Origin of the sequence: [Clostridium] scindens ATCC 35704, from assembly GCF_004295125.1 — a bacterium.
GTDB classification, from domain to species: domain Bacteria; phylum Bacillota; class Clostridia; order Lachnospirales; family Lachnospiraceae; genus Clostridium_AP; species Clostridium_AP scindens.
Genome location: NZ_CP036170.1, coordinates 830,596 through 854,184 on the forward strand (window position 1 = coordinate 830,596; position 23,589 = coordinate 854,184).

21 protein-coding genes and 1 pseudogene are annotated in these 23,589 nt (G+C 44.7%); 4 read left to right on the top strand and 18 right to left on the bottom strand.

Annotated features, from left to right (window positions below):
• Window positions 1-3 precede the first annotated feature (3 nt).
• The 9 genes from HDCHBGLK_RS04335 to HDCHBGLK_RS04375 form a co-directional block, all read right to left on the bottom strand.
• A complete protein-coding gene (locus tag HDCHBGLK_RS04335) occupies window positions 4-1,818 on the bottom strand; it encodes an ABC transporter ATP-binding protein (RefSeq protein ID WP_004606481.1) in 1,815 nt (604 codons plus the stop codon).
• A 2-nt stretch (window positions 1,819-1,820) separates the two neighbouring features.
• The gene (locus tag HDCHBGLK_RS04340; protein WP_004606482.1) at window positions 1,821-3,299 is read right to left on the bottom strand and encodes an ABC transporter ATP-binding protein; all 1,479 of its coding nucleotides are present in this window, start codon (window positions 3,297-3,299) and stop codon (window positions 1,821-1,823) included.
• A gap of 10 nt (window positions 3,300-3,309) precedes the next feature.
• Entirely contained in the window at window positions 3,310-4,011 is a 702-nt protein-coding gene (locus HDCHBGLK_RS04345; protein ID WP_004606483.1) for an energy-coupling factor transporter transmembrane component T, read from the bottom strand.
• Window positions 4,008-4,619 carry an MptD family putative ECF transporter S component gene (locus HDCHBGLK_RS04350; RefSeq protein WP_004606484.1) on the bottom strand — a complete coding sequence of 204 codons (612 nt, stop codon included), beginning with the start codon at window positions 4,617-4,619 and terminating at the stop codon, window positions 4,008-4,010. The genes HDCHBGLK_RS04345 and HDCHBGLK_RS04350 overlap by 4 nt, the downstream gene beginning before the upstream one ends.
• 126 nt (window positions 4,620-4,745) lie before the next feature.
• Window positions 4,746-5,702, bottom strand: a complete 957-nt coding sequence (locus HDCHBGLK_RS04355) for a helix-turn-helix domain-containing protein (protein WP_004606485.1) — start codon at window positions 5,700-5,702, stop codon at window positions 4,746-4,748.
• A gap of 224 nt (window positions 5,703-5,926) precedes the next feature.
• Window positions 5,927-6,733 carry a class I SAM-dependent methyltransferase gene (locus HDCHBGLK_RS04360; RefSeq protein WP_039909621.1) on the bottom strand — a complete coding sequence of 269 codons (807 nt, stop codon included), beginning with the start codon at window positions 6,731-6,733 and terminating at the stop codon, window positions 5,927-5,929.
• 23 nt (window positions 6,734-6,756) lie between these two features.
• Window positions 6,757-8,490, bottom strand: coding sequence for an ABC transporter ATP-binding protein (locus HDCHBGLK_RS04365; RefSeq protein WP_004606487.1), 1,734 nt, complete (start codon window positions 8,488-8,490; stop codon window positions 6,757-6,759).
• Between the two features lies 1 nt (window position 8,491).
• Window positions 8,492-10,264: an ABC transporter ATP-binding protein gene (locus tag HDCHBGLK_RS04370; RefSeq protein ID WP_004606488.1), complete on the bottom strand. Its 1,773-nt coding sequence runs from the start codon at window positions 10,262-10,264 to the stop codon at window positions 8,492-8,494.
• Window positions 10,265-10,374: 110 nt separating this feature from the next.
• The gene (locus tag HDCHBGLK_RS04375; RefSeq protein ID WP_004606489.1) at window positions 10,375-10,998 is read right to left on the bottom strand and encodes a TetR/AcrR family transcriptional regulator; all 624 of its coding nucleotides are present in this window, start codon (window positions 10,996-10,998) and stop codon (window positions 10,375-10,377) included.
• Window positions 10,999-11,545: 547 nt separating this feature from the next.
• Between HDCHBGLK_RS04375 and HDCHBGLK_RS19950 the strand changes: the two are divergent.
• Window positions 11,546-11,671: pseudogene (locus HDCHBGLK_RS19950) on the top strand (helix-turn-helix domain-containing protein); the annotation flags it as partial.
• Window positions 11,672-12,032: 361 nt separating this feature from the next.
• Here HDCHBGLK_RS19950 and HDCHBGLK_RS04390 read toward each other — a convergent pair.
• The gene (locus HDCHBGLK_RS04390; RefSeq protein ID WP_039909622.1) at window positions 12,033-12,947 is read right to left on the bottom strand and encodes a hypothetical protein; all 915 of its coding nucleotides are present in this window, start codon (window positions 12,945-12,947) and stop codon (window positions 12,033-12,035) included.
• A gap of 307 nt (window positions 12,948-13,254) precedes the next feature.
• Here HDCHBGLK_RS04390 and HDCHBGLK_RS04395 point away from each other — a divergent pair, with 307 nt between their 5' ends.
• From HDCHBGLK_RS04395 to HDCHBGLK_RS04405, 3 genes are read left to right on the top strand one after another with little or no spacing between them, the layout of a single operon-like run.
• Window positions 13,255-14,502: a site-specific integrase gene (locus tag HDCHBGLK_RS04395; protein ID WP_039909623.1), complete on the top strand. Its 1,248-nt coding sequence runs from the start codon at window positions 13,255-13,257 to the stop codon at window positions 14,500-14,502.
• The gene (locus HDCHBGLK_RS04400; protein WP_004606494.1) at window positions 14,499-15,473 is read left to right on the top strand and encodes a tyrosine-type recombinase/integrase; all 975 of its coding nucleotides are present in this window, start codon (window positions 14,499-14,501) and stop codon (window positions 15,471-15,473) included. Before HDCHBGLK_RS04395 ends, HDCHBGLK_RS04400 begins: the two co-directional genes overlap by 4 nt.
• Window positions 15,461-16,501 (top strand): tyrosine-type recombinase/integrase, encoded by a 1,041-nt coding sequence (locus HDCHBGLK_RS04405; RefSeq protein ID WP_004606495.1) that lies wholly within the window; start codon window positions 15,461-15,463, stop codon window positions 16,499-16,501. Before HDCHBGLK_RS04400 ends, HDCHBGLK_RS04405 begins: the two co-directional genes overlap by 13 nt.
• Before the next feature lie 584 nt (window positions 16,502-17,085).
• On the opposite strand, the gene HDCHBGLK_RS04410 is transcribed toward HDCHBGLK_RS04405, so the two are convergent.
• The 8 genes from HDCHBGLK_RS04410 to HDCHBGLK_RS04445 form a co-directional block, all read right to left on the bottom strand.
• Window positions 17,086-17,226, bottom strand: a complete 141-nt coding sequence (locus HDCHBGLK_RS04410) for a hypothetical protein (RefSeq protein ID WP_004606499.1) — start codon at window positions 17,224-17,226, stop codon at window positions 17,086-17,088.
• Between the two features lie 33 nt (window positions 17,227-17,259).
• Window positions 17,260-17,496, bottom strand: coding sequence for a DUF6462 family protein (locus HDCHBGLK_RS04415; RefSeq protein ID WP_039909624.1), 237 nt, complete (start codon window positions 17,494-17,496; stop codon window positions 17,260-17,262).
• Between the two features lie 238 nt (window positions 17,497-17,734).
• Window positions 17,735-19,705, bottom strand: coding sequence for a lysine--tRNA ligase (gene lysS, locus HDCHBGLK_RS04420; RefSeq protein ID WP_004606501.1), 1,971 nt, complete (start codon window positions 19,703-19,705; stop codon window positions 17,735-17,737).
• 9 nt (window positions 19,706-19,714) lie between these two features.
• On the bottom strand, window positions 19,715-20,197 hold the full coding sequence (gene greA, locus HDCHBGLK_RS04425; protein WP_004606502.1) for a transcription elongation factor GreA: 483 nt from the start codon (window positions 20,195-20,197) through the stop codon (window positions 19,715-19,717).
• 217 nt (window positions 20,198-20,414) lie between these two features.
• The gene (gene dusB, locus HDCHBGLK_RS04430) at window positions 20,415-21,323 is read right to left on the bottom strand and encodes a tRNA dihydrouridine synthase DusB (protein WP_230104889.1); all 909 of its coding nucleotides are present in this window, start codon (window positions 21,321-21,323) and stop codon (window positions 20,415-20,417) included.
• Window positions 21,324-21,501: 178 nt separating this feature from the next.
• Entirely contained in the window at window positions 21,502-22,272 is a 771-nt protein-coding gene (locus HDCHBGLK_RS04435) for a type III pantothenate kinase (protein ID WP_004606504.1), read from the bottom strand.
• Between the two features lie 11 nt (window positions 22,273-22,283).
• Window positions 22,284-22,613: a DUF6145 family protein gene (locus tag HDCHBGLK_RS04440; protein WP_009248303.1), complete on the bottom strand. Its 330-nt coding sequence runs from the start codon at window positions 22,611-22,613 to the stop codon at window positions 22,284-22,286.
• On the bottom strand, window positions 22,606-23,589 hold the full coding sequence (locus tag HDCHBGLK_RS04445; RefSeq protein WP_004606506.1) for a biotin--[acetyl-CoA-carboxylase] ligase: 984 nt from the start codon (window positions 23,587-23,589) through the stop codon (window positions 22,606-22,608). The genes HDCHBGLK_RS04440 and HDCHBGLK_RS04445 overlap by 8 nt, the downstream gene beginning before the upstream one ends.

Genomic DNA, 23,589 nt, shown 5'->3' on the forward strand with positions numbered 1-23,589 from the left:
AGATCACACCGCCTTTCCTGTGCTAATTTTCCAGTTGATTGACTCCGTATAGCTGCTCCACATCTGCGCGTATTTTCCGCCCTTCTTCAGCAACTCGTCATGGGTGCCGGATTCAATCAGGCATCCTTTTTCCATAACAAGAATCTGGTCAGCGTTACGAATCGTAGACAGACGATGGGCAATCATTACAACCGTTTTATTCTGAATTAGCTTTTCAAAGGCTTTTTGAATCAGGTACTCATTTTCCGGGTCGCTGAATGCAGTTGCCTCGTCCAGTACAATGATGGGGGCATCCTTTACGATAGCCCTTGCAATAGCAATCCGCTGGCGCTCACCTCCAGAGAGATGGACGCCGGTGCTTCCAATCACAGTCTGATAACCATTTGGAAGCTGATCAATAAATTCGTGGCATCTTGCCGCCTTTGCCGCCGCAATCACCTGTTCCTCCGTAGCATCTGGATTTCCCATGCGGATGTTGTCCAGGATGCTCTGCTTAAAGAGGAATGTATCCTGAAATACAAAGCTGACCTTATCCATCAGCGCATCCAGCGGAATGTCCCGAATGTCAACGCCGCCGATTTGAATACTTCCATCCGTCACATCATAAAATCGGGAGATCAGGTTGGCTATGGTACTCTTACCGCCACCGGAAGGACCAACAACGGCTGTTACCTTGCCCTGAGGCGCAAGGAAAGAGACATGAGACAGGGCCTTGATCTGGGAATCAGCTTCATAAGAAAAACTGACATCCTGAAAAGTAATATCATAGTTTTGGATTTCAGTCGTCGTATTCTTTTCCGGCAAGACCGGGATACGCAAGATTTCATCCATGCGCTCTACACTGCCATCAATCTGCGTAAAGGACTCCGAGATAAACATGATCTTATTCAGGATGCCGGAAATTGCATGGACAATAATCAGGTAGAAAATGAATGTCAACGAATACTCTCTGAAATTCGTAGTGTGCATCCCGATCAGAACACCCACCGGGATTAAAAACAGATAAATATTGTTGATGATTGTGGTAAATGCAGGCATACAATTTTGCCAGCCCAATGCGTACTCCAGCACGAAAGAGGTATAGTCCGTAATGGATTTGCTCAACCTCTTAAAAGAATCTGCGGTCTGATTAAATGCTTTGATCTCCGGCATACCGCGCACATATTCCACAGAGGCGCTGTTCATGTTCTCCTGGGCGGTCTGAAAGCGGTGCATTTTTTCCTTTGCTTCGCCATTGAAGCCCGCAAACTGAACGATGAAAGCCAGAATAATACCGACCATACAAACCACACCATACCGCCAGTCAATCCCAAGAAGAATAATGACCAGAACAAGCGGCGCAACCAAAGAGGCGACAAAATCCGGGAGCTGGTGAGCAATAAATTTCTCAACGCTTTCAATGTTTTCGTCCATGATTTTTCTCAGCTTGCCGCTGCCCAAGGTCAAATGATACCCAAGGGGAATGTGCATGATGTGATCGGCAAAGGCCACCTTCAATTCATAAAGCGTTCCAAACGCTGCAATGTGGGAACATAATAGGGCAAAAAAGTAAAATACGATGTTCCCCAAAATACCAGCAAGGGCAAGCCAGCCCCAGGTTGAGATTGTAGAAACATTCAAGAGCGACATATCCGGGTAAATAAACAGGATTTCCCGAATGATATAATAAATTGATAAATAAGGTACAAAAGAACAAATTGCAGCCATTGCAGCCAAAAAACCTGATAGAAACACAAGTCCTTTATGACCTGAAGCCAATTCCAGGCAGCGTGCCAGCCCGGTTTTAGCCTTCGGCTGCTTCTTATTTTGCTGTGCCATTTCTAACCCTCCTTTTGGTTATACCCAATTTTTTCTAAAAGAAGATCTGCTCCTCTGATTTGAAAATCATCGGTAATGCAGCCGTTTTCAAGGCGTATAGCCCGCTCACAGCAGGCAAGCGCACACTCCGCGTCATGGGTAATGACGATAATGGTGCGCCCCATCTTCGCCAGTTTGCGGATCATCCGGCTGACATTTCGCATATTTGTACCGTCCAGCCCACTTGTAGGTTCGTCAAGTATGATAATAGGCGCTTCGTGCATTAGGGCTACGCCAAGAGCCAGCCGCTGCTTTTGCCCTCCTGACAGCGTAGAGGGATGCTGTTTGATGAACGGTTTCAGTTCCAGTGCGTCCAAAATTTCTTCTGCCGCCTGCTTCCGATCTGGGCTTACCTCTGCGCCGGTAGTCAGTTCATCCAGCAAATCTTCACCAAAAAGCTGGCTGTCTAAATCCTGGGGAATGTACCAGACCTTTCCCAAGCGGCCTTTGGGTCTGCAATGCTTTCCGAATAAAACGACTTCGCCGGATTTTTCTTTCAAAAGCCCTGCCAAGATTCGCCCTATGGTGCTTTTGCCCGTTCCGTTGGGGCCAATCAGGGCAATCACTTCTCCCTGATGACATTGAAAGTCAATATCCTCAGCTACAATCGTTTCACCAAAAGAGTGGTTCAGTTTTTTTACTTCCAAGACTACCTCGTTGGTTGCCACAGACGGGATTTCCGTCTGCTCAATCTGATGCAGATCAGGAGTGCGAAGCCCCAATGTCTGGATTTCCTGATTAGTCAGAGCCTTCATCTGCGGTGCGGTAAATTCCCGCACAATTTTTCCTTTCTGCACACACAGGAAACGGTCTGCCAGATCCATCAGATAATAAAGCCGGTGCTCCGCAATGATAATGGTTTTTCCCTGCTGTTTCAGATTGCGGATAATGTCTGCAAAGCGATAAGTAGATGCAATATCCAGATTGGCGGATGGTTCATCCATGACATAGATTTCCGGGTCGATCGCCTCTGCCGATGCAATCGCAACCTTCTGGCGCATCCCATAAGACAGACTGTGCAGACTATGATCCAGGATATCCTGAATCTTGATGTCCGCCGCCGCTCGGTGAACATGGTTCTGAATTTCCTCATGGGAATAACCGTAGTTCTCACAGCCAAAAGCAACCTCACCGGCGACCTCATTGGCAAAAAACTGGCTCCTGGGGTCTTGAAATACATTCCCTACGATTTTGCCACGCTCCCAGGACGGAATTTTTTTCAGCGGTTTCCCATTCACAAAAACCTCACCGCTTAATTCCCCCTCGTAAAAGTAGGGGATCAGCCCATTAATCACCCTCGTCAAAGAGCTTTTTCCACTTCCTGATGGGCCGGTTATAACAATGATCTCTCCGGCGGCAATATCTAATGATATATGTTCCAGTTGATTTCCGTTCCCGCCATAGGAAAAGGTCAGGTCACGGATCATAATTTCTTTTCCCATTCCATTCCTCCTACAAAAGATAGCAAAACACAGCAACTCCCACGCTTACAACAATCAAAAAGCAATCCAGCGTAGCAATCCGACTGACATAGTAGCTTTCTTTCTTGTAGGGGCTTTCAATTCCCCTGACTATGGCAGAAGCGGCTAACTCGTCCGCGATCTTTAAGGAGCGGAACACCATCGGAACAATGGCATATTCCAATGTGTCCATTGGATGCCTCAAAACATTGCCAACCGATTTTAAGAAGCCACGAATTTTCATGGCTTCTTTGACTTCTCCAAATTCATGCAGCACAGTCGGAGCAAAACGGAGCATGACAATTAATACAAGCATGATACGGGTAGGGATCGGCATTTTCCGCAGGCTGGCTGTCAACTTCCCGGACGGGATTTTAGCCAGAAGATAGGCTGGCATAGCGGGGAGTAACAGCTTGTAAATCATGCTGAGTAGTAGCGGAGAGGGAATGCTGAACTGATACTTTGTTTCGATCATCAGCCAGACAATCGCCACTAAATAGACCGCAAAACATCCCAAAGCCTGTTTATATAAGCCGAACCAGCAAAGGATCAAAAAAATCCAAAAGGTAAAAATCCCATGCCCTAAAAAACTTGTTGCAAGAAAGGTCATGATGCAGGCGCACAGCGTCAGGAAAAGAACCGTACGCCCGTCGATCTGATCAGTCCGTCTTTGCTTTTTTTCTTTGACCATCATCCTACAATGCCTGCTTTTTGGAAATGCTTTCTGAGCAACCGCTGGCCGAACAATGTACCGAGAATGGCAAGAACCGCAGTAATGACAACCCCCAGAAGCATCAGTGCCGGAGAAGTCACCATAGAGAGCTGCATGTTCAGAGTATTTGCATCAAAACCGCTGCTTGCTGCCATTTCCTGATAACTGTCCCAAGACCACCATAACGGTACAGCACAGCCTACAAAATTTCCGATTGAGTTGACCATCCAGCCAATCCGGTTGCGAACTGCGCTTCGGTATGTATTCTTGCCAACCATGCATAGCTCAGCAATGAGGGCTACAATCAAGAAATAGGGAACCAAGAACATATAACCCATAACGCCTTGGATTAGTCCATAAACCGTAGCCCATGCAAACAACAATCCGTGTTTGTTGATGCGATTTGCCGCAACCAAATAAAAGGTTGCTCCGATAAATGCATCAATTCCAGCAGAACCGTACAAATATACTACTGGGAAAGGCAATGTAACCATACCAATCACCATTGCAATCGCAAAATTGATGACCATCATTGCGGCAATCGTCATAATATCTCGAATGCCAATTTTTTTCTTTACCGTTTGTTCCATTCCAGAACCCTCCTAAAATAAAATAGTGGTGTGATTAGCAATAACTAACCGCACCACTATTTTACAAAAGTTCGCATCCGCTAACTACTCCAAAGGAAAAGATGAGCCCTGAAAACAGCCCAAAAGTTAATTCGATTTTTTTGCTTTACGATAATCCTTTGGAAGCAGTCCAAACACTTCTTGAAAAGCTCTCGCAAACTTACTAATATTTGAATATCCAAGTTCACCAGCTATTTGCGTGATGGATTGATCTGTTTCCTGCAAATAAACAGCCGCAAGATTCATTTTGTAATTTTTGATATGCGCATAGGGGGTGTCGCCATAAATCTGTTTGAAAATAGCCTGAAATGTGACTTTGCTCATTGGCTCTCTTTGCAAGAGTTCTTCTATGGATATTTTTTTGTCGAGGTTTTCTATAAGTTGTTGCCGGATACGCTTGATGATTTCAATTTGTTCCTTGGCATAATATGTTGCTTCATACTGATCTTCAATCCGCAGTTGTTTGATATGGTAAAACAATTCCAATAATTTAATACGGAAGTAATCTCTCCCTTCAATACCTTTTGCAGCGTACAATTCATCGAAGATATGCAACAATCGCTGTGGTGTTCGACATAAAAACCAATTTTTTTCTAATTCCAATTCTCGCCCAAGTTCTAGAACATCAATGTTGTAGTAAGAAAAAATTTGTTTTGTTTTCGCATCCACAGAATCTTTATCAATCACACAGCTCAATCCAACACTATATCCAAAGGGAAAAGAATATGCCGCAGGAATATTTGCAAGAGCATTGATGCAAAATTCTCCTTCTTTCATGTGGAAAACTTTGTTATTTCTTAGCTCAAACTCAACACGTCCTTTTTGGTAATGACGGATTTCAATGATATTCTTATTAGGAATAGGCTCATGGAAAATATCTGAACAATTAAAATCCATAAAAATCAAGTCAATACCAGGGAAAAGGGCATAGTCATATAGGCTTCCTGTTCCATTGCATTTATACTCTACTTGAACATAATCATTATACTTATTTTTAATTACAGCATATTCCCCATACCATTCTGGTTTATGGAGTTCACTCATGCTCACTTCCACCCCCCTATCAGTTGATATAAACTAATTATATAATAGTTTTTTGGGTAGTTTAGTTATCAATTAGAAAGAATCACCCCGTGCTTAATTTTTATTTGAGTAATACATCCTCGCTCTAATTCATTGGAAAGCAAATCATTGTAGAGTTGATTGAGGTAACAATTATTACATGTTATAACAAGATTTCACCTCTTTTCTTTTCCACGCAAAAGTATCTATAATTTCAACTGTATCATCTTCACCATGCAGAACCGATCAGAAACCGCCATACTAACCTTTGTGGACAGCTTTAAGCCGTTTTTAGGGATGTAACGATAGTATGGTTCCTCACTAACTACCTTCACATTACCTCCGATCTTTGCTGCCAGCTCTTCCGCCGAATCTACATAAAAGAACATCTGCGCCTCGGCATGGCCGACCTGTTTCATATATTTTTTCTTCATCATGGTCATGCCTCTCTTGTTTACCGTATCAAAAACAACTTCCATATTTCCAAATTGCCCAATCATACGCAGAAGGGCAATGACCTTATTTTCCTCAAAATAATGAAACAACCCGCCTGCAGTAACGAGAACAGGAGCATCAAGTACATCATTGCGAACTTTTATGATCCAGTCCTTCACAAAGGCATCCCCGGAAATATAAAATTCCCGCTCCGGTTCGGAAAGAAGTCCTCGCCGGTATTCGATCACATGAGGCAGATCCACGGCATACCAGTGTGTCTTTCCGTTATCACATCGGTGATAGGTTGTCTCCAGGCCACAGCCCAGCTGGACAATCACACCGTCCGGTCTGCGTTCCAGAAAAGACCGAATAAACCGATCCATATTGGCAGACCGGGAAGCAGAGGCCAAGAGGGTATACTGATTCTGCATATTCTGTTCGATCAAGTCTGAAGGCAGCTTTTTTTTCAATTCCAATGCTTTTTTATCATATAAAACTTGCGGACAATGCTCACTGGCGTAGATTCTTCCCAGCATAGGGATAAACAGGGTATCCTCCACAACGCCTAATTTTTGCATAACCAGTCCTCCTTTTTGCCTATTTACGAAAGTTTCCAATTCTGGCTTTCTGTCTGCAGTTTTACCATATGGGCATACACACCATTTTTCTCTGCCAGATCCTTTGGTGATCCTTCTTCTGCCACGGTGCCATCAGAAAGGACAACGATCTTATCTGCTCCGGCTACAGTACGCATCCTGTGGGCGATAACCAGAACGGTTTTATCTTCAATCAGACGGGAAAGGGCTGTCTGTATCAGAGTTTCATTCTCCACATCCAGGGAAGCAGTAGCTTCATCTAAAAGAATGATCGGCGCATTTTTCAGAAATGCACGGGCAATAGAGATACGCTGGCGCTCTCCGCCGGAAAGTTCACAGCCATTTTCCCCGATATTAGTATGCCATCCATCCGGCAGTTTTTCCGCAAATTCATCCACATTGGCAAGTTTCGCAGCAGCAATGACCTGTTCATCTGTGGCGTCTTTGTTTCCGATTCGGATATTTTCCAGAATCGTATTGTCAAACAGCGTAACATCCTGGAATACGATGGAATACAGAGAAAGCAGTGTTTCCGGGTCTATTCGGGATACATCCATCCCTCCCACGGTAATCTTTCCTCTGTTAATATCCCAGAACCTTGCAGCCAGCCTGGATACGGTTGTTTTTCCGCCGCCGGATGGGCCGACCAAAGCCGTAACCTCTCCCTGCTTTGCCGTAAAGAAAACATCTTTCAATACAGTTTCTCCGGTATTGTAGGCAAACCCAACATGGTCAAAGACAATATCATACCCCTGATTAGAAAGCCTGTCACTGCCTTGCTGGATCGGATGATCGAGAATCTCATTCATACGGGCAATATTGGTTCGTGTACTGATGACTGCCGCAAGATTCTGGAGTGCGCCCTGCAGAGGGTCATATAAACGGGATACTACCAGAAGGAACATAAAGAATGTAAGCACGGAGAGGCTTCCTTGCATGAGCAGAACAGCTCCTACCAGCGCAACCGTTGCAATACCAAGCTTCAGCACCAGTGATGCGGAAACCACAAAAGCAGCAAGACCAAATTCATTGAGGATGGAACGATGCTCCACGGCACGGATCTTCTTTTCCAGCCCTTTTAAATATGCCTGCTCCGCATTATTTGCTTTCAGGTCACGAACCGTTTCAATACACTCCTGTATCCCGTCTGCGCAGGCCATCTTCACATCCATCGCTTTCTGATTCAGATTTTCCTGAATCTTTGCGGAAAATCCCACAATCGCAAAGGCAACCGGCAGAACCCATAAAGCAGCCAGTGCCATTCTCCAGTCCGTAAAGAGCAGACCGATGGAAATCAGAACCGTAGAAATGATTGAACCCGCAAGCTCAGGGATAAAATGCGAAAAACTCTGTTCCAGGAAGGTACAGTCCGCCATAATCGTACTGGTAAGATCGGCTAAATCCTTTTTTCCGAAAAAGGAAAGAGGGATTTTGCGCAGATGCTCTGCCAGAGTAATGCGGCGGATACCGCTTTCTTTGTAGGTGGCAAAGTAGGTCGCATTGTATTGAAAGAAAGTTGTCAGCAGAATCAGGCCAATACACACCACGCAGCCTGCCACATAAAATGGAATTTTCTCACTGGGAACACCTCCGTTCATCAAATCGCCAACCATGTAATATAAAAGTCCTACCGGGAACATAAAAGACAGATTTTGAAGAACACAGGCCAGGCAGCCTTTGATCAGGTCTTTTGCTCCCTGTTCAGACAGGGCATATTTTTTCTGCAGTTTTTTGATCATATCACTGCACCTCCTTTGTTACCTTCCATTGCACGGAAGTCTGGTAATTTTTCCACATACGGCTGAAAATGCCGTCTTTTGCAAGCAATTCGCGGCTGTTTCCGCACTCGGCAACCCGTCCGTCCTGAATGACAAAAATCTGATCCACATTTGTTACGGTAGAAAGCCTATGGGCAATCATAATCACCGTCTTTCCCTCGGAAAGTTTTGAGAAAGCAGCCTGTACGCGGCTTTCGTTATCCGGGTCAGCAAAGGCAGTGGCTTCATCCAGAATGATGATCGGTGCATTTTTCAGCATCACACGGGCAATGGCAATCCGCTGCTGCTCGCCGCCGGAAAGATAGACACCCTTTGTACCGATGACCGTATCCGCACCCTGTGGGAGTTTTTCCAGAATATCATCGCATTGTGCGTGATGAAGGGCAGTCAGAACTTCCTCACGGGTAGCTTCCGGTTTCCCCATACGCACATTTTCCAGAATGGACGCCTTGATCAGACGGCTGTTCTGAAATACGAAAGACACCGTATTCATAAGTTCCTCTTTCGGGATGTCTTTCACATTGACACCACCGATTTTTACCATTCCGCTCTGGGGATCAAAGAAGCGGGAAACCAGGTTGGCAAGGGTTGTTTTACCACCGCCGGACAGGCCTACAAAAGCTACGGTTCGTCCTTCAGGAATGGTGAGTGAAATATCTTTTAATACTTCTTTTTCTCCATCATAGCTGAAACAAACCGATTTCAGTTCCACGGAAGCATTTTGCGGGTGCATTGGGTGTTTGGTTTCCTCCAGAGGCTTCAAATTCAAAACGCTGTCAATTCTCTGTAAAGCATCGTCTACGATCATGGCATTTTCACTTTGGAACATGATGCGTGTCAGTGTAACAGAAATAACCGGCGTAATAATGATATAGAAAATGAGATCCAGTAAGAAACCGGAAGTCACACCGTCTTGTGTAAGCAACAGTCCTCCGGCAATCAGTGTGGCAAAAACTCCGTTGATCGCAGCTGTATAGAACATCATCGGTATCCGAAGCTGCCTGGTATAGGCGATTACCCATACTTTATAGCGGTCAATGGAGTCTTTAAACTTCTTAAAGGAAAAGATAGTCTGGCCAAAGGTTTTTACTACCGGAATACCGCGGACATACTCTACCGCTTCATTGGACATATCATCCAGCGCATTCTGATATTCTTTCATCCTTTCCTGCATCTGCTTTCCGGTCATTGTCATCATGATCAGAAAACCCAGCACAACCGGAACAAGGCTCAATAACCCCAGTCTCCAGTCAAATGCAAACAACAGCACCAAAAGACCGCATGGAGTTGCGATGGCATTGGCTCTGTCAGGAAGCTGGTGAGCAAGATAGGTTTCAGTAGCTGCGCTGGATTCGTTGACGATTTTGCGCAGTTTTCCGCTGCCAAAACTCTCGGCAAACCCAAGGGGCAGCTTAACAATATGCTCCATGGTCTGGATGCGTAAGTTTGTGGCAATCCGAAATGCACCTTTATGGGAGCACATAAGCCCGGCTATGTAGACAAGTACCCCAATGACTGCAAACAGCACTGCCATCCAACCGTTTTGGGGAAGTTCTTGCGCCTGGCTGAAATTCGGTGTCACCTCCAGTACTTCCTTGATCATTTTCCAGATGTAATAGAACGGCACCAGGGCAATCAGGGCACTGATGGCAGAAAGCACCCAGGAAGCATAGGTCAGGTACTTATGGCTGCCTGCAATTTCCAGCAGGCGTGATAAATTGGATTGTTTTTTCAAAAAAATTCCTCCTTTTCTTTGTGTTTATGATAAAGAGAACATCGTTGTGTTCTTACAATATCCAAATTCATGTTAGTTGTGGCTAACTATCAGGTAAAAATTATAAGGCATTACTGCCCCATAATTTTCATCCATCCCGCCGTATAAAAGGCGCGCATTTCTCTGACATAGTTTTCGGCATCTTTGAGCGGCATTTCGTGGATGATCAATTCAAAAAAAGTATGAAACATTCCGGTGATCAGAATATGCTCCAAGGAAAGATCGATATGCGGAGAGGGCCTTCCAAGCTTCCTTAAAACCTCCTGATAGGCATGAGTCCCTTCCACTTCAATCTCCACCATTTCATCAATTAGCCCGTCAAATTTTGTTCCTTCCGAACAGACAAGGATCAGTTTACATTCCTCTAAATGCTCATACGCATAATGGAGAATATCATCCATGCAAAGCCCCGAAATTTCACTCATGACTTCCGGCTGCCTGGCAGCTGGTAGTTCGGCAAACTCCTGCTGTGCCTTTATAAAACGGTTGAGAATATATTCGTAATGCTCACCAACGATGGCTTCAAAAAGTTCTTCTTTACTTTTATAATATCCGTAAAAGGCTCCGGTAGTCATTCCCACGGATTTCACAATATTCCGCAGGGAAGCGTCTTTATATCCTTTTTCTAAAAATTCCGCTTTCGCTGCCCGGTGGATATTTTCTAAAGTCGTTCCATTTCCGTTTATTTTGCACACCTCCTATATAACAGCGCTATATAACGCTGTTATAATTTTAATCTCTAAAAAAGATTTTGTCAAGAGCAACAGGAAATAGTTGCATAAAAACAGCAATCCAAACATCATTCTGCACTTTATTACTGATAAAATTTTTAAATACTGGTTTTGACAACAGTTTTATTTTTTCTAATAAATGATAAGCAGGGCGGAGTTTGTTCACACACCCTGCTTTATGATTATCATAGATTATTCAAAGATCTTTTTCACTTTTCTTTCAGCCTGTCCATGCGCCTGCAAACCGCCTTTTCGGTAATCTTCAGATACCTGGCTATTTCATGAGTGCTATACCCCTGGATCTTCATCAGAACGATCTGAGGGTAAGCCTGTCCACTGTGATCAGCACATGATACAATTCCTGATTTTCAATATGAGCCAGGAAATCCTGTACTGTTTTCGGTTCTGCCTGATCGGTGGACGCTGCTACGGTATCCAGATATGTACCTGTTTCCTGCACACGCTCGTAATAGCGTCTGTCTCAATTAAATGCCTGACGGTCATAAAGACGGCATACACTGAGTTGACCGTAGGATAAGTTGCTCAAACAGTAGGATATTCCACTTCAAGCCGATTTGCGGAATTATTCCGCAAAAGCACTGGACTGTTGCCATTAGAGTACAGAAAAACCGCATAGCGAAAGTAAATTGAGCGCCTGGGAAAATCGAATTTCATTGACAAAGCCATCAAGCCGGTTATACCGAAAGTCAGATTATCCCGAATACTTCAAAGGAAGCCAGCAATAGAGGCATTTCTTAGAGAAATATTCGGGATAACTTTTTTGATATTTACACTATTGGTTTCCGGGGATTTTCGGTTTAGACAAAACAATTCGGGATAATTTTTCTTTGTATCACAAACTGTAAAATCTCCTTAATGTTTCCTCGTTCCGATATAAGCAGCCGTATATCAAGTATATGGCAAAAATATACTTCTAAAAAACAGAAATCCCATACTACCATTTTAATATAATAGTCTGGGGTTTCTATTTTTACTTCTTATTTAATAACTTTACCCGTAATATAGGTGGGACTATTTTCATCATTTTTTTCAAAAGCAATCTGTGTTGTTGCACCACATTCTTCACAATGTAGATATAGTTTTTGAACTATTCCATCTTCATCTGAATCATCGCCAGAAATGCTTAGTTTTTTACTTTGGCATTCCGAACAATGGTATTGTGAGAGAGGGTCGAAAACTTTCTGGAGAATATTTTCATAGACGCCAACAAGAGAGATACACAGTGTGGTGCAAGTTGATACTTCGTAGTATGTAGCACTCCGTGAATGCGTTATTTTGTTAGCATAGTCCCATGTGGCTTCCGTTAGCTTTTTGATGATGTTGCGGTAGTCTGAATTTTCTGATCCTCTTAAATAAAATTTAATGAACAGTTCACACTTACGCTTAAAATTCGATGCCTGAGGTTGATCCTCATTGCCAGCCATCATAGGATTATAAAGGTGATTGCCAAGTTCAATCAGTGTTTCCCTGCACTGAACGCCTATCGATTGAAAATCTTCGATTTCTTTAGCTGTGTCAATCAATGCGGCGATATTTTTTAGTTTCCGAAAAAGCTGTGGAGCAATCTCTGCACCGAGAGTAACACCATTTATAAAATCCTCTGGATTATAATCTTCTTGGCTTCTACTCATTCTTTGCATTAACCCCATGTGGAAAGAATATGCTTCATCAGCTCCAAAGTAGTATGCGCTTTGAGGGTATAGGTTCATTGGTACATTATCACCTTCTACCACCCACCAATCTCCATCTGTATCGGTTTTAACATTCCAAACATATACATCAACACCTAAGTCATTAAAATGTTGCTCTGTCTTTGCACTCAATACCGTACATTTTCCTTGAGATTGCCACTCGACATATTTTTTAACATCTTCAAATGTTCGCGTTTCCATTTGTTTTCCCCCTAATGATGCTTTTTGTAACATATAGTATTTAATTTGTATTGTACCACTTGACGCTTAATTATAAAAGCAGAATTCAGGGCGATAAAAAACAGAGTCGATAAATGAAGTTACTTATCCAAAGGTGCTATAAATTCTGTAAACAAAACTTATTCAGTCGATTGATTGCTGATTTTATCCATTAGTGATAATATAAACATTTTTTTAATTTGGCACAATTTTATAGCCTCCATAGAGCCTTTTGCTGATAATGGTATCAGCAGGGATTTCCCTGACTATACCAAAGGAGGCATTTGCCATGAGTGAGAACAAAGTAACCATCAATGAAATGATTGCCCGGATGGTTGCAGAAGCCAGAAGGCTCGGCTACAGCGAATCCAGTATATGGACAAACATCCAGCCGGGGCTGAGGGCGTTTGCAATCTACTACGGTAAAAAGGGAATCTCTTTCTACGATCCCGAAATCACAAATGAATATGTGGGATTCCAGAAAGAGAGAGTGTCCAGAAACGAAATCTCGGACTATCATTACAGAAATATCCGATCTGCCGCAAACCGCCTGAATGAGTTTTATCTGACGGGGACGATCCATCTTAAGATGCCGAAGCACGGAACGAAATATCTGATCAAGGCAGAAAATGAACGGCTGATTGACCGTTTTCTGGATTATAAGAACTATGGTCCGAATACGCGTGATGATGTGGTATGGGTGGTCCGCAGATACCTTTTTCATTTTGAAAAGCTCGGACATGAAACGCTGGAACATGTCTCTGTCGATGAGGTAAGGAAATTTATCTTAAAGACTGCGGCGGAGGTCAAAACATCCAGTCTGCACAATATCCTTCTCTATCTTAAACATTTCCATATCTTTCTGAAAGAGACAGGAATACCGGCACCGGACTGTACCGGTCTGTTTTCCTATAAAGTTTACCGGGATATGCCGATACAGGGTTATGTGACGGATGAAGAACTGGAGCGCATCCTTGCAGTAATCGATACTGAAAGCGATATGGGCAAAAGGGACCGTGCTATTATCCTCATGGCTGCGACAACCGGCCTTCGTGCCTGTGACCTTATCCGTCTGAAACTTTCCGACATTGACTGGAGAAAAGGCGAGATCAGGCTGTGTCAGAAAAAGACGGGGAGAACCGTCTATGTTCCTCTAGTAAATCAGGTCGGATCGGCCCTGCAGGATTATATACTAAATGCGCGTCCTGTTTCCGACTGCCCGGAAGTATTCCTGAGGGCTGTTGCCCCAAAAACAGCTATTGCCAATGCAGTCTGTATCGGGAGTATGTTCCAGCAATACCAGAAGAAAGCGGGCATTGCCAGACATGCATTTGACGGGAAAGGGTTCCACGGTCTCCGCAGGCGTCTCGCCAAGAAACTGCTCGTTACAGGCACATCCCTCACAACGATTGCACAGATACTCGGACATGACGACCTGAAATCTTTGCGTCAGTACCTTTCGCTCGATACAAGGAACTTGAAAGAGTGTGCACTTGATTTCAGGGACATCCCGTTGGAAAGGAGGAATCTGCTATGAACCGTGGATTTACCAGTATGTTTGCGGATGACCTGAATCATCTGATTGACCTGAAAATATCCCTCGGTTATTCCGAAAACACTTATTTGGGGAGGACACGTCAGTTTGACCGGTATTGTGCCACAAAATACGCAGGAACCGGAGATCTGACAGAAGGGATTGTCCTGAGCTGGCTGAAACCTGATCCGGGGGAATCCAACCATGTGATCCACAGCCGGGCCGCTTTCATCCGGGGATTCGGTATTTACCTGAAATCCATTGGAAAGAACGCTTATATCCTGCCAGATAAGTTCACCGCTGGTGGGACGGTTTTTGTCCCGTACCTGTTTGGGGACAATGAACTAGCGAAGCTTTTCCGGGAGGTTGATACATACAAATATCCAAAAGAGCCTTTCCGCCCGCTCTTGCTCAGCACTTACTTCCGTATGACTTATACCTGTGGGTTGCGCCCGAATGAGGGCAGGAAACTTAAGAGAAATGAAGTAGACCTGAACACAGGGGAACTGCGTATCATTGAAACGAAGAAGCATAAAAGCCGCAACATCGTCATGTCAGATGAAATGAATTCCCTGGCAAAATCCTATGCGACTGTCCGTGACGCGGCGTTTCCTGAAAGCGAATTTTTCTTTCCCTCGCCATCCGGCGAGCCCTACTCCGCCGGATGGATGCAGGGAAAGTTTAAGAGATTTTTTGCCTTGTCGAAACAGGATGTTCCCAAAGACCTTCTTCCCTCAGTAAGAGTATACGACCTTCGTCATCGATTTGCTACTGCGGTTTTGAACCGGTGGCTTGACGAAAAGAAAGACCTCAGTTCCCGTCTGCCTTACTTACAGACATACATGGGGCACAAAAGCCTAGAAGCGACGGCTTATTACATCCATCTTCTCCCGGAAAATCTGATAAAATCGGCAGGGATTGACTGGGAAAGCATGAATCATCTGATTCCACGGGTGGAATTATGGGAAAAGTAAAAGATGAGCAATTATTCACGCTTTTGCGGGATTTCCTGCTGGTTTACCTGCCGAACCAGAGGAAAGCAAGCGGCAATACCGTAAAGGCTTACAGGACAGCACTGAATCAGTTCCTCAAATATACAGCCGGACGAAAAAACATCTCCGTACTATCCGTTACATTTGGGATGGTCACATATAAAACAGTGAACGCGTATCTTGACTGGCTTTCCGTGGAAAAGAACGCCACGCCTGCTACGCGCAACAACAGGCTGGCAGCTCTCCGAGCATTTGTTTCCTATGCCGCAGCCTGCCGCCCGGAATATATCAGCGTAGCAAGCGAACTGACAACTATCGGAATCCAGAAAAATGAACGGTTTGCGAAAGTGGATTATATGTCGGAAGAAGCTGTAAAAGCGCTTCTTGCAGAGCCGGACACCAAAACAGAGATAGGCGTGCGGGATCAGTTCCTGATGATTTTTCTGTATGATACCGGGGCGCGTATCCAGGAAGTTCTTGATGTGAAAATCTGCGACATTAAGGTTGACAGGACGCCAACCGTAACACTCCACGGAAAAGGAAAGAAAACCAGGAGCGTTCCGCTAATGAAAGATACCGTAAAACATTTGCAGAATTACATGAAAGTATTCCATCCGGGTGAAACATGGCTGTCATCTGAATGGCTCTTTTATGTAGAACGCAAAGGAAACCGTAATGCCATGTGCGATGATACAGTGAGACTTAGAATTCAGAAATATGCTGCGTCTGCAAGAGAGAAATGCCCGGATGTTCCCCTGAATGTCCATCCCCATTTGTGGAGACATACGAGAGCCATGCACCTATACCAGCACGGCATGGATTTAACTTTAATCTCCCAATGGCTCGGACACAAGCAACTTGAAACAACGCTGATTTACGCACACGCAGATACTGAGGCCAAAAGAAAAGCAATCACGGAGGCAATGGCTTCTGATCCTTTCCTTGAAGCGGAGCCTGTCAATTACACCGTCAGCGATGATGAAATCCTCAAACGTCTTTATGGTCTATGATGCGCCCAAGATTATCCCGAATTATTTTCCTTAAGCTGAAGATTCGACAAAGCTGACCGTGTAAATATCAAAAAAGTTATCCCGAATATTTCTCTAAGAAATGCCTCTATTGCTGGCTTCCTTTGAAGTATTCGGGATAATCTGACTTTCGGTATAACCAATTTTATCCCGAATTCGGGATAAAATTGGCAAGCAATGCAATCTTACGTAAGATTGCGTATTTAGCAGAAATCCCGTTCCCGGAATTCCTGCTAAATGCTTGTTGGTGACATATCCCCAAACCCCTGAGATTATTGCCGGTGGCAATGGCTGCGCGTTCCATTGGAAAGCTGAAAAACTCATATTTGCTATTTTGAAAAGAAAAAATGCCATACAATCAGCGAACCTTTTGCATAGCACTTTTTGTTTTTCCCGTTTACCTGGTGTAAGTCATAAGTTTTATGATATTTCCTTATGGGCTACGGCCATTTTCACAAGACTCATTCAATATCATCTGCAATCGATATTTTTCATTTTAGTTTTCACATTCTTCTATGCAATTATAACTTGGCAGGCGGACACAAAAGGTTGTTCTATCGTCTTTGCTATCTACTAACACCTACGATTGGCTTATATCCAAGCTCATAATAATCCATAGCTTGTTTATAACTTATAAATTCATGTTGCATAAATTCTATATCTTCATCATCAATAAGATTAGAAAACATCCATACCTTTCCATGCATCTCAAGTAAATTCCTTTCTCCGATTTTGTCATCTTATTTTTCATGAAATCGTTCAAGATATTCATCAAAGATATCTCTGTTTATCAAAACGATTCCATCCATTCTGTAAATCGCACCCGCATCATTCGCAAGTTCCATCAACTTTTTATGTGACAGGCTATATACGATTTCTGCTTGTTGATAACGAAGAAATTTTCTTCTAAGTCGACGTGCTTCTTCTTTTACCTCTGAGCGCTTCTGTTGGTTATAGTACATATTTTCTGTTTTCAAATCTGTTTCCCCTTTCACCTTTTAATTCGACCACAACGAACATTGTTAATGAATAAAAAAGGGCGCTCTCTGAAAGATTTTTCTTTCAAAAAGTGCCCTCAACAATCCATATTGTTGGAGTAGTATTACTGACAACTAATCACCATTCTTCATGATGATTCATGTTGGAATACAAATTTGTTGTCAAATTGTTGTCAAAGAAAATTTTTGTTGTCAAATTACGAAGTTTTTTACTCACTTAGTACAGTTTTGCTCCTGCCGGAATCTTGTCATCCAAGATCAGAACATTCAGTCCTTCTTTTCCTTCTACAAGGTGTGTAGCGGAGATGATCATACCGCAAGAATCAATTCCCATCATCTTACGTGGTGGAAGGTTTGTGATTGCAAGCAATGTCTTTCCTACTAAGAATTCTGGCTCGTAATAATCGTGAATTCCGCTTAAAATCACACGATCTTCGCCACTTCCGTCGTCTAATACGAACTTCAGAAGCTTCTTAGATTTTGGAACTGCTTCACATTCTTTTACCTTTACAGCACGGAAATCTGACTTGCTGAATGTGTCAAAATCAACCATATCTTTGAATAATGGTTCCACTTCTACATTAGAGAAATCGTATGTTTCTTTCACTTCAGCGATTGCTTTCTCCACTGTTTTTTCAACCGGAGCAGACTGTGCAGCATTGTTAGCTTCATTCTTTGCAGTGCCCATGCTCTTCATTGTCGGGAATAGCAGCACGTCTCTGATGGCCGCTGAATCTGTCATCAGCATGCACATTCTGTCAATGCCGAATCCTATGCCGCCTGTAGGTGGCATACCGATCTCCAGTGCATTCAGGAAGTCTTCGTCCGTCGTGTTGGCCTCTTCATCGCCTTGCGCCAGCAGTTCTTCCTGCGCCTTGAAACGTTCTCTCTGATCGATCGGGTCATTAAGTTCTGAGTAAGCATTTGCCATCTCCCAGCCATTCATGAAGAATTCGAAACGCTCTACATAGTTCGGATCTTCCGGCTTTTTCTTGGTGAGCGGGGAGATCTCGATTGGGTGATCCATAACGAATGTCGGCTGGATCAGGTGTTCCTCTGCGAACTCTTCAAAGAAGAGGCTTAAGATGTCGCCCTTCTTATGCCTGTCCTCATACTCCACATGATGCTTGTCTGCCAGCGCTCTTGCTTCTTCCAATGTGCTGACTTCATTCCAGTCAACGCCTGCATATTTCTTAACCGCATCTATCATCGTAATTCTCTCGAATGGCTTTCCGAGATCCATCTCTACGCCATTGTAGGTGATGATGGTGGTTCCTAAGACCTCCTGCGCCACATGGCGGTACAGGTTCTCTGTCAGATCCATCATTCCATTATAATCGGTATATGCCTGGTACAGTTCCATCAATGTAAATTCCGGATTATGCCTGGTATCCAATCCCTCGTTACGGAACACGCGGCCAATCTCATACACTCTCTCAAGTCCGCCTACGATCAGCCTCTTCAGGTATAACTCTAAAGAAATGCGAAGTTTGAAGTCCTCATCCAGTGCATTGAAGTGCGTTTCAAACGGCCTTGCAGCGGCGCCGCCCGCATTGCTTACCAGCATCGGGGTCTCTACTTCCAGGAAGCCTTGTCCATCCAGATATCTGCGGATCGCGCTTACGATTCTGGAACGCTTGATAAACGTATCTCTTGATTCCGTGTTCATAATCAAGTCTACATATCTCTGACGATAGCGCATATCCGTATTCGTCAGGCCATGATATTTCTCCGGAAGAATCTGAAGGCTCTTGGACAACAGGTTTACAGCAGACGCGTGAATAGAGATCTCTCCAGTCTTCGTCTTGAACACTTCTCCTTCAATTCCTACGATATCTCCGATATCCAATTTCTTGAAGTCTTTATATGAATCCTCCCCAACGCTGTCTCTTGCAACATAAGACTGGATATTTCCGCTCTGGTCAAGGATATTGCAGAAAGAAGCCTTGCCCATCACGCGCTTCTGCATGATACGTCCGGCTACGGATACCTGCTTTCCTTCCATCGTTTCGTAGTTATCTTTGATCTCTGCTGCGTGAGCGGTCACGTCATACTTTGTAATCAGGAATGGATCTTTTCCATTTGCCTGAAGATCTGCCAGTTTCTCGCGACGGACCTTTCTTAACTGGTTTAAATCTGGTTCCTGTACTTTCTTCTCCTGTTCAGCCACGTTACCTTCTCCTTCCATCTGTATCTATTATAAGGAACGGCTAATGTTTAATACTTCATATTCCATTATGCCGGCCTGGGTCTCTACTTCCACGGTATCTCCAACTTTGCAGCCAATCAGCGCCTGACCTACCGGAGACTCATTGGATATCTTGCCTTCCAGGCTGTTTGCCTCTGTGGAGCCCACAATCTTAAATTCCATCTCTTCGTCAAATGTCTTGTCAAACACTTTGACCGTGCATCCAACATTAATTTTATTGTAATCTACTTCATCTTCTACAACTACTTCTGCATTCTTAAGGATGCCTTCCAGTTCCTCGATGCGCGCCTCGATATCACGCTGCTCGTCTTTTGCAGCATCATACTCCGCGTTCTCAGACAAGTCGCCCTGTTCCCTGGCTTCCTTAATCTTCTGGGCAACTTCCTTACGCTTTACTACCTTTAAGTTTTCCAGTTCGTCTTCCAGCGCCTTTAGGCCTGCATAAGTAAGTAATCTTTTCTTTGCTTCCATGTGTCTCGTTTCCTTTCTTTCTTATACTTTCTTCCGTTACCATTTATAAAAATACGTTCTGAAATGTAAAATCCCTTGCTCCGTCTATCCGTAAAATAAAGACACTTTCACAATTCCATTATTATACATAAAGCCGGCGGTCATGTCAACATTTTTCACTGCGGGATTCTGCATTGGTTAAGTATATGTAGGACAGGTCTTTTTTATTATCCAAATCCTATCGGATTCTGGCATTTAAAAGTTCTACCAATTCCTCATATGACTCTACCTTATTAATCTCATCCCTCAGTTTTGCCGAGCCTTCCATTCCTTTTGTATACCATGCTACATGTTTTCTCATCTCGCGGATTCCCAGATAGTCCCCTTTGAACTCGATCTGCAGCCTTGCATGGCGGAGCATGGTGTCCTTAATCTCCTGCTTTGAAGGCCTGGGAGGAAGTGCGCCTGTTCTTTCATATTCCACAAGTTCCCGAAATATCCACGGATTGCCCTGCGCGCCTCTTCCGATCATCACGCCGTCGCATCCTGTCTGTTCCCGCATTGCCAGAGCCTTTTCTCCGGAAGTCACATCCCCGTTGCCGATCACCGGGATGGAGACGGCTTCCTTCACCTGTCGGATGATCTTCCAGTCAGCCTTCCCGGAATAATACTCCTCCCTGGTCCTCCCATGGACTGCCACCGCCGCGCCGCCTGCCTCCTCGATGACGCGGGCGATCTCCACCGCGTTAATGCAGGCATCATCAAATCCCTTCCTGATCTTTGCCGTGACCGGCTTGCGGATGGCCTTTGCTGTCCGGGAGACGATGTCATATATCAATCTCGGATTCTTCATAAGTGCGGATCCTTCCCCGTTCTTTACCACCTTTGGAACCGGGCACCCCATATTGATATCCAGTATCTGAAAGGGAAGTTCCTCAATCCGCTTCGCCATCTCGCTGATAATATACGGATCAGACCCGAAGAGCTGAAGAGATACGGGATGCTCCTTCGGGTGAATGGATAGCAGCGTCTTTGTATTCTTGTTCTTATACTGCAGCGCCTTAGCGCTGATCATCTCCATACATAGAAGCCCGGCTCCTTGTTCCTGGCACAGCAGGCGAAACGGCAGGTCGGTCACCCCCGCCATGGGAGCCAGAATATATGGATTTTCTAGTTTCACGTTACCTATGTCCAATTTTGCACACCCCTTGAGTCAATTTTACACACCAGTTTTGCAAGTTGACACGTAACATTTTTGCGATGAGCACGTAACACTTTTCAAAAGTGTTACGTGCTCATCGCAAAAATGTTACGTGTCAACTTACTTACCGTCGGTTCTTTTCATAAATAATCCGCAGGCCTTTCAGCGTCAACTGGGAGTCATACACATCAATCACATTCGTCTCCGGCGCTATGATCTTGCCAAGACCTCCGGTGGCAACCACCTTTGCCTCCGGGTAGCCGGATTCTTTCTTCATGCGGTTAATGATGTACTCTGTCTGTCCGATCTGCCCGTAGACCAGCCCGGCCTGCATGCTGGAGATGGTCTCTTTGGCAAGGATGGACTCTGGCTTCCTAATCTCGATCGCCGGGAGCATGGCTGCCTGTCCCCACATCGCCTGGGCGGAGGTCCGGATGCCCGGCGCCGTAACAGCGGCTTCGAAGGTTCCATCCTGCCCCACGAGATCGTATGTAGTGGCAGTTCCGAAGTCTACCACGATAACCGGTCCGCCGTGAAGGGTATATGCCGCGACTGCATCCACGATCCGATCCGATCCGACTTGTCTTGGATTCTCTGTCACGATGCGGATGCCCGTCTTGATTCCTGCCGATACCACGATAGGCTTGACACCGAAATATTTGATAATCGCGCTGCCCAGCGAATGCATCACATCCGGCACTACCGATGCGATAATGACCGCATTGATATCCATACTCGACACCCTCTGGTGCTCCACCAGTTCTTTTAGCGTAATTCCGTATTCATCGGATGTCCTTGGCTGCTTTGTCGTCATACGGTATGTTCCAAGAAGTTCATCTCCCCGGAAAGCGCCAAGCGTAATATTCGTATTCCCTACATCTATTACTAACAGCATGTCTTGTCCTCCTATACCTCTTCCCCAAGGAAGAATACTTTGTAATAAACCTGCAGAGCCTGAAGCAATTCCTGCTTCTCCTTCTGCAGTTCCTTTATCTTAAGCCGGCTCCCGATCTCGTCGAACATAGGATCACCTTCTTCGGAAGTAACCTCGAAGCAAAGTTCGCCGTCTTCTTCATAGACCAATGTCAAAATGCCACCCACGTCATGAACGTAGAGAACGCACATAATCTTAAGTTCATTTTTCACCGTATCCGGCAGCTGCTCAAAATCCGGGTTCAGATAATATTTCTCTTCATAAGAATTGGCGCCGCACAGCACTACTTTTCCATCATACATATCCATATACTCCTCTGACCGATACTTCTCCTGCAAATATATTCTTCTCCTGCCCATCAGCCGTCTTTACGATCAACTCTCCCGTCTCGTTGATTCCCATGGCAAAGGCCTCGTATTCATGGCCCGGCTCCAAAACCTTGACTTCCCTTCCTCTGTTTACCAGAAGAGAATTATACTCCTCCATTAGCCCGGATAAGTCCTCGGTCTCCATAAACTTATCATAGCATTTTTCGAAACTTTCCATAATCGCCGCTATCAACTGCGACCGCTGTACCTTATGCCCCAATTCCAGGCAAAGGGAGGTCGCCCGCTCCTTGATCTCCTGCGAAAATAATTCCTGATTCACATTGACGCCGATCCCAATGACTACATAGTTAATATAGTCAATCTCCGCACTCATCTCCGTCAGGATGCCGCAGAGTTTCTTTCCGGTCAGGCTCACAATATCATTGGGCCACTTAATCCCAGCCTCAAGTCCCGTCACCCTGCGTATGCCTTGCGTGGCTGCAATGGCCATCAGAAGCGTCATCTGCGGCGCCTTTACCGGCATTATACCCGGGCGGAGCAAAATGGTCATATATATGCTGGTTCCTTGCGGCGACTCCCAAGATCGGCCTCTGCGCCCCTTGCCGGCATTCTGTTTGTCGGCAATGACCAGAGTCCCGTGTTCTGCCCCTCTTTCCCCCTGCTCTTTGGCACGGGTATTGGTAGAATCCGTCTCGCCATAGTAGACCACATGCCTTCCTGCCCATTTTGTGCTGATCAGGCTCTCAATCTCCGCCTTTGACATCACATCCGGACTATCTACAAGGCGGTACCCTTTATTACGTACCGCCTCAATCTGATATCCCTCTTTTTTCAGTTGTTCCATAACCTTCCACACAGCGGTGCGCGATACCTGGAACTGTTCGCATATCTGCTGCCCGGACAAGTAAGTATCGCTTGACTTAAGTAAGCGCAATATCTCTGACTTCAT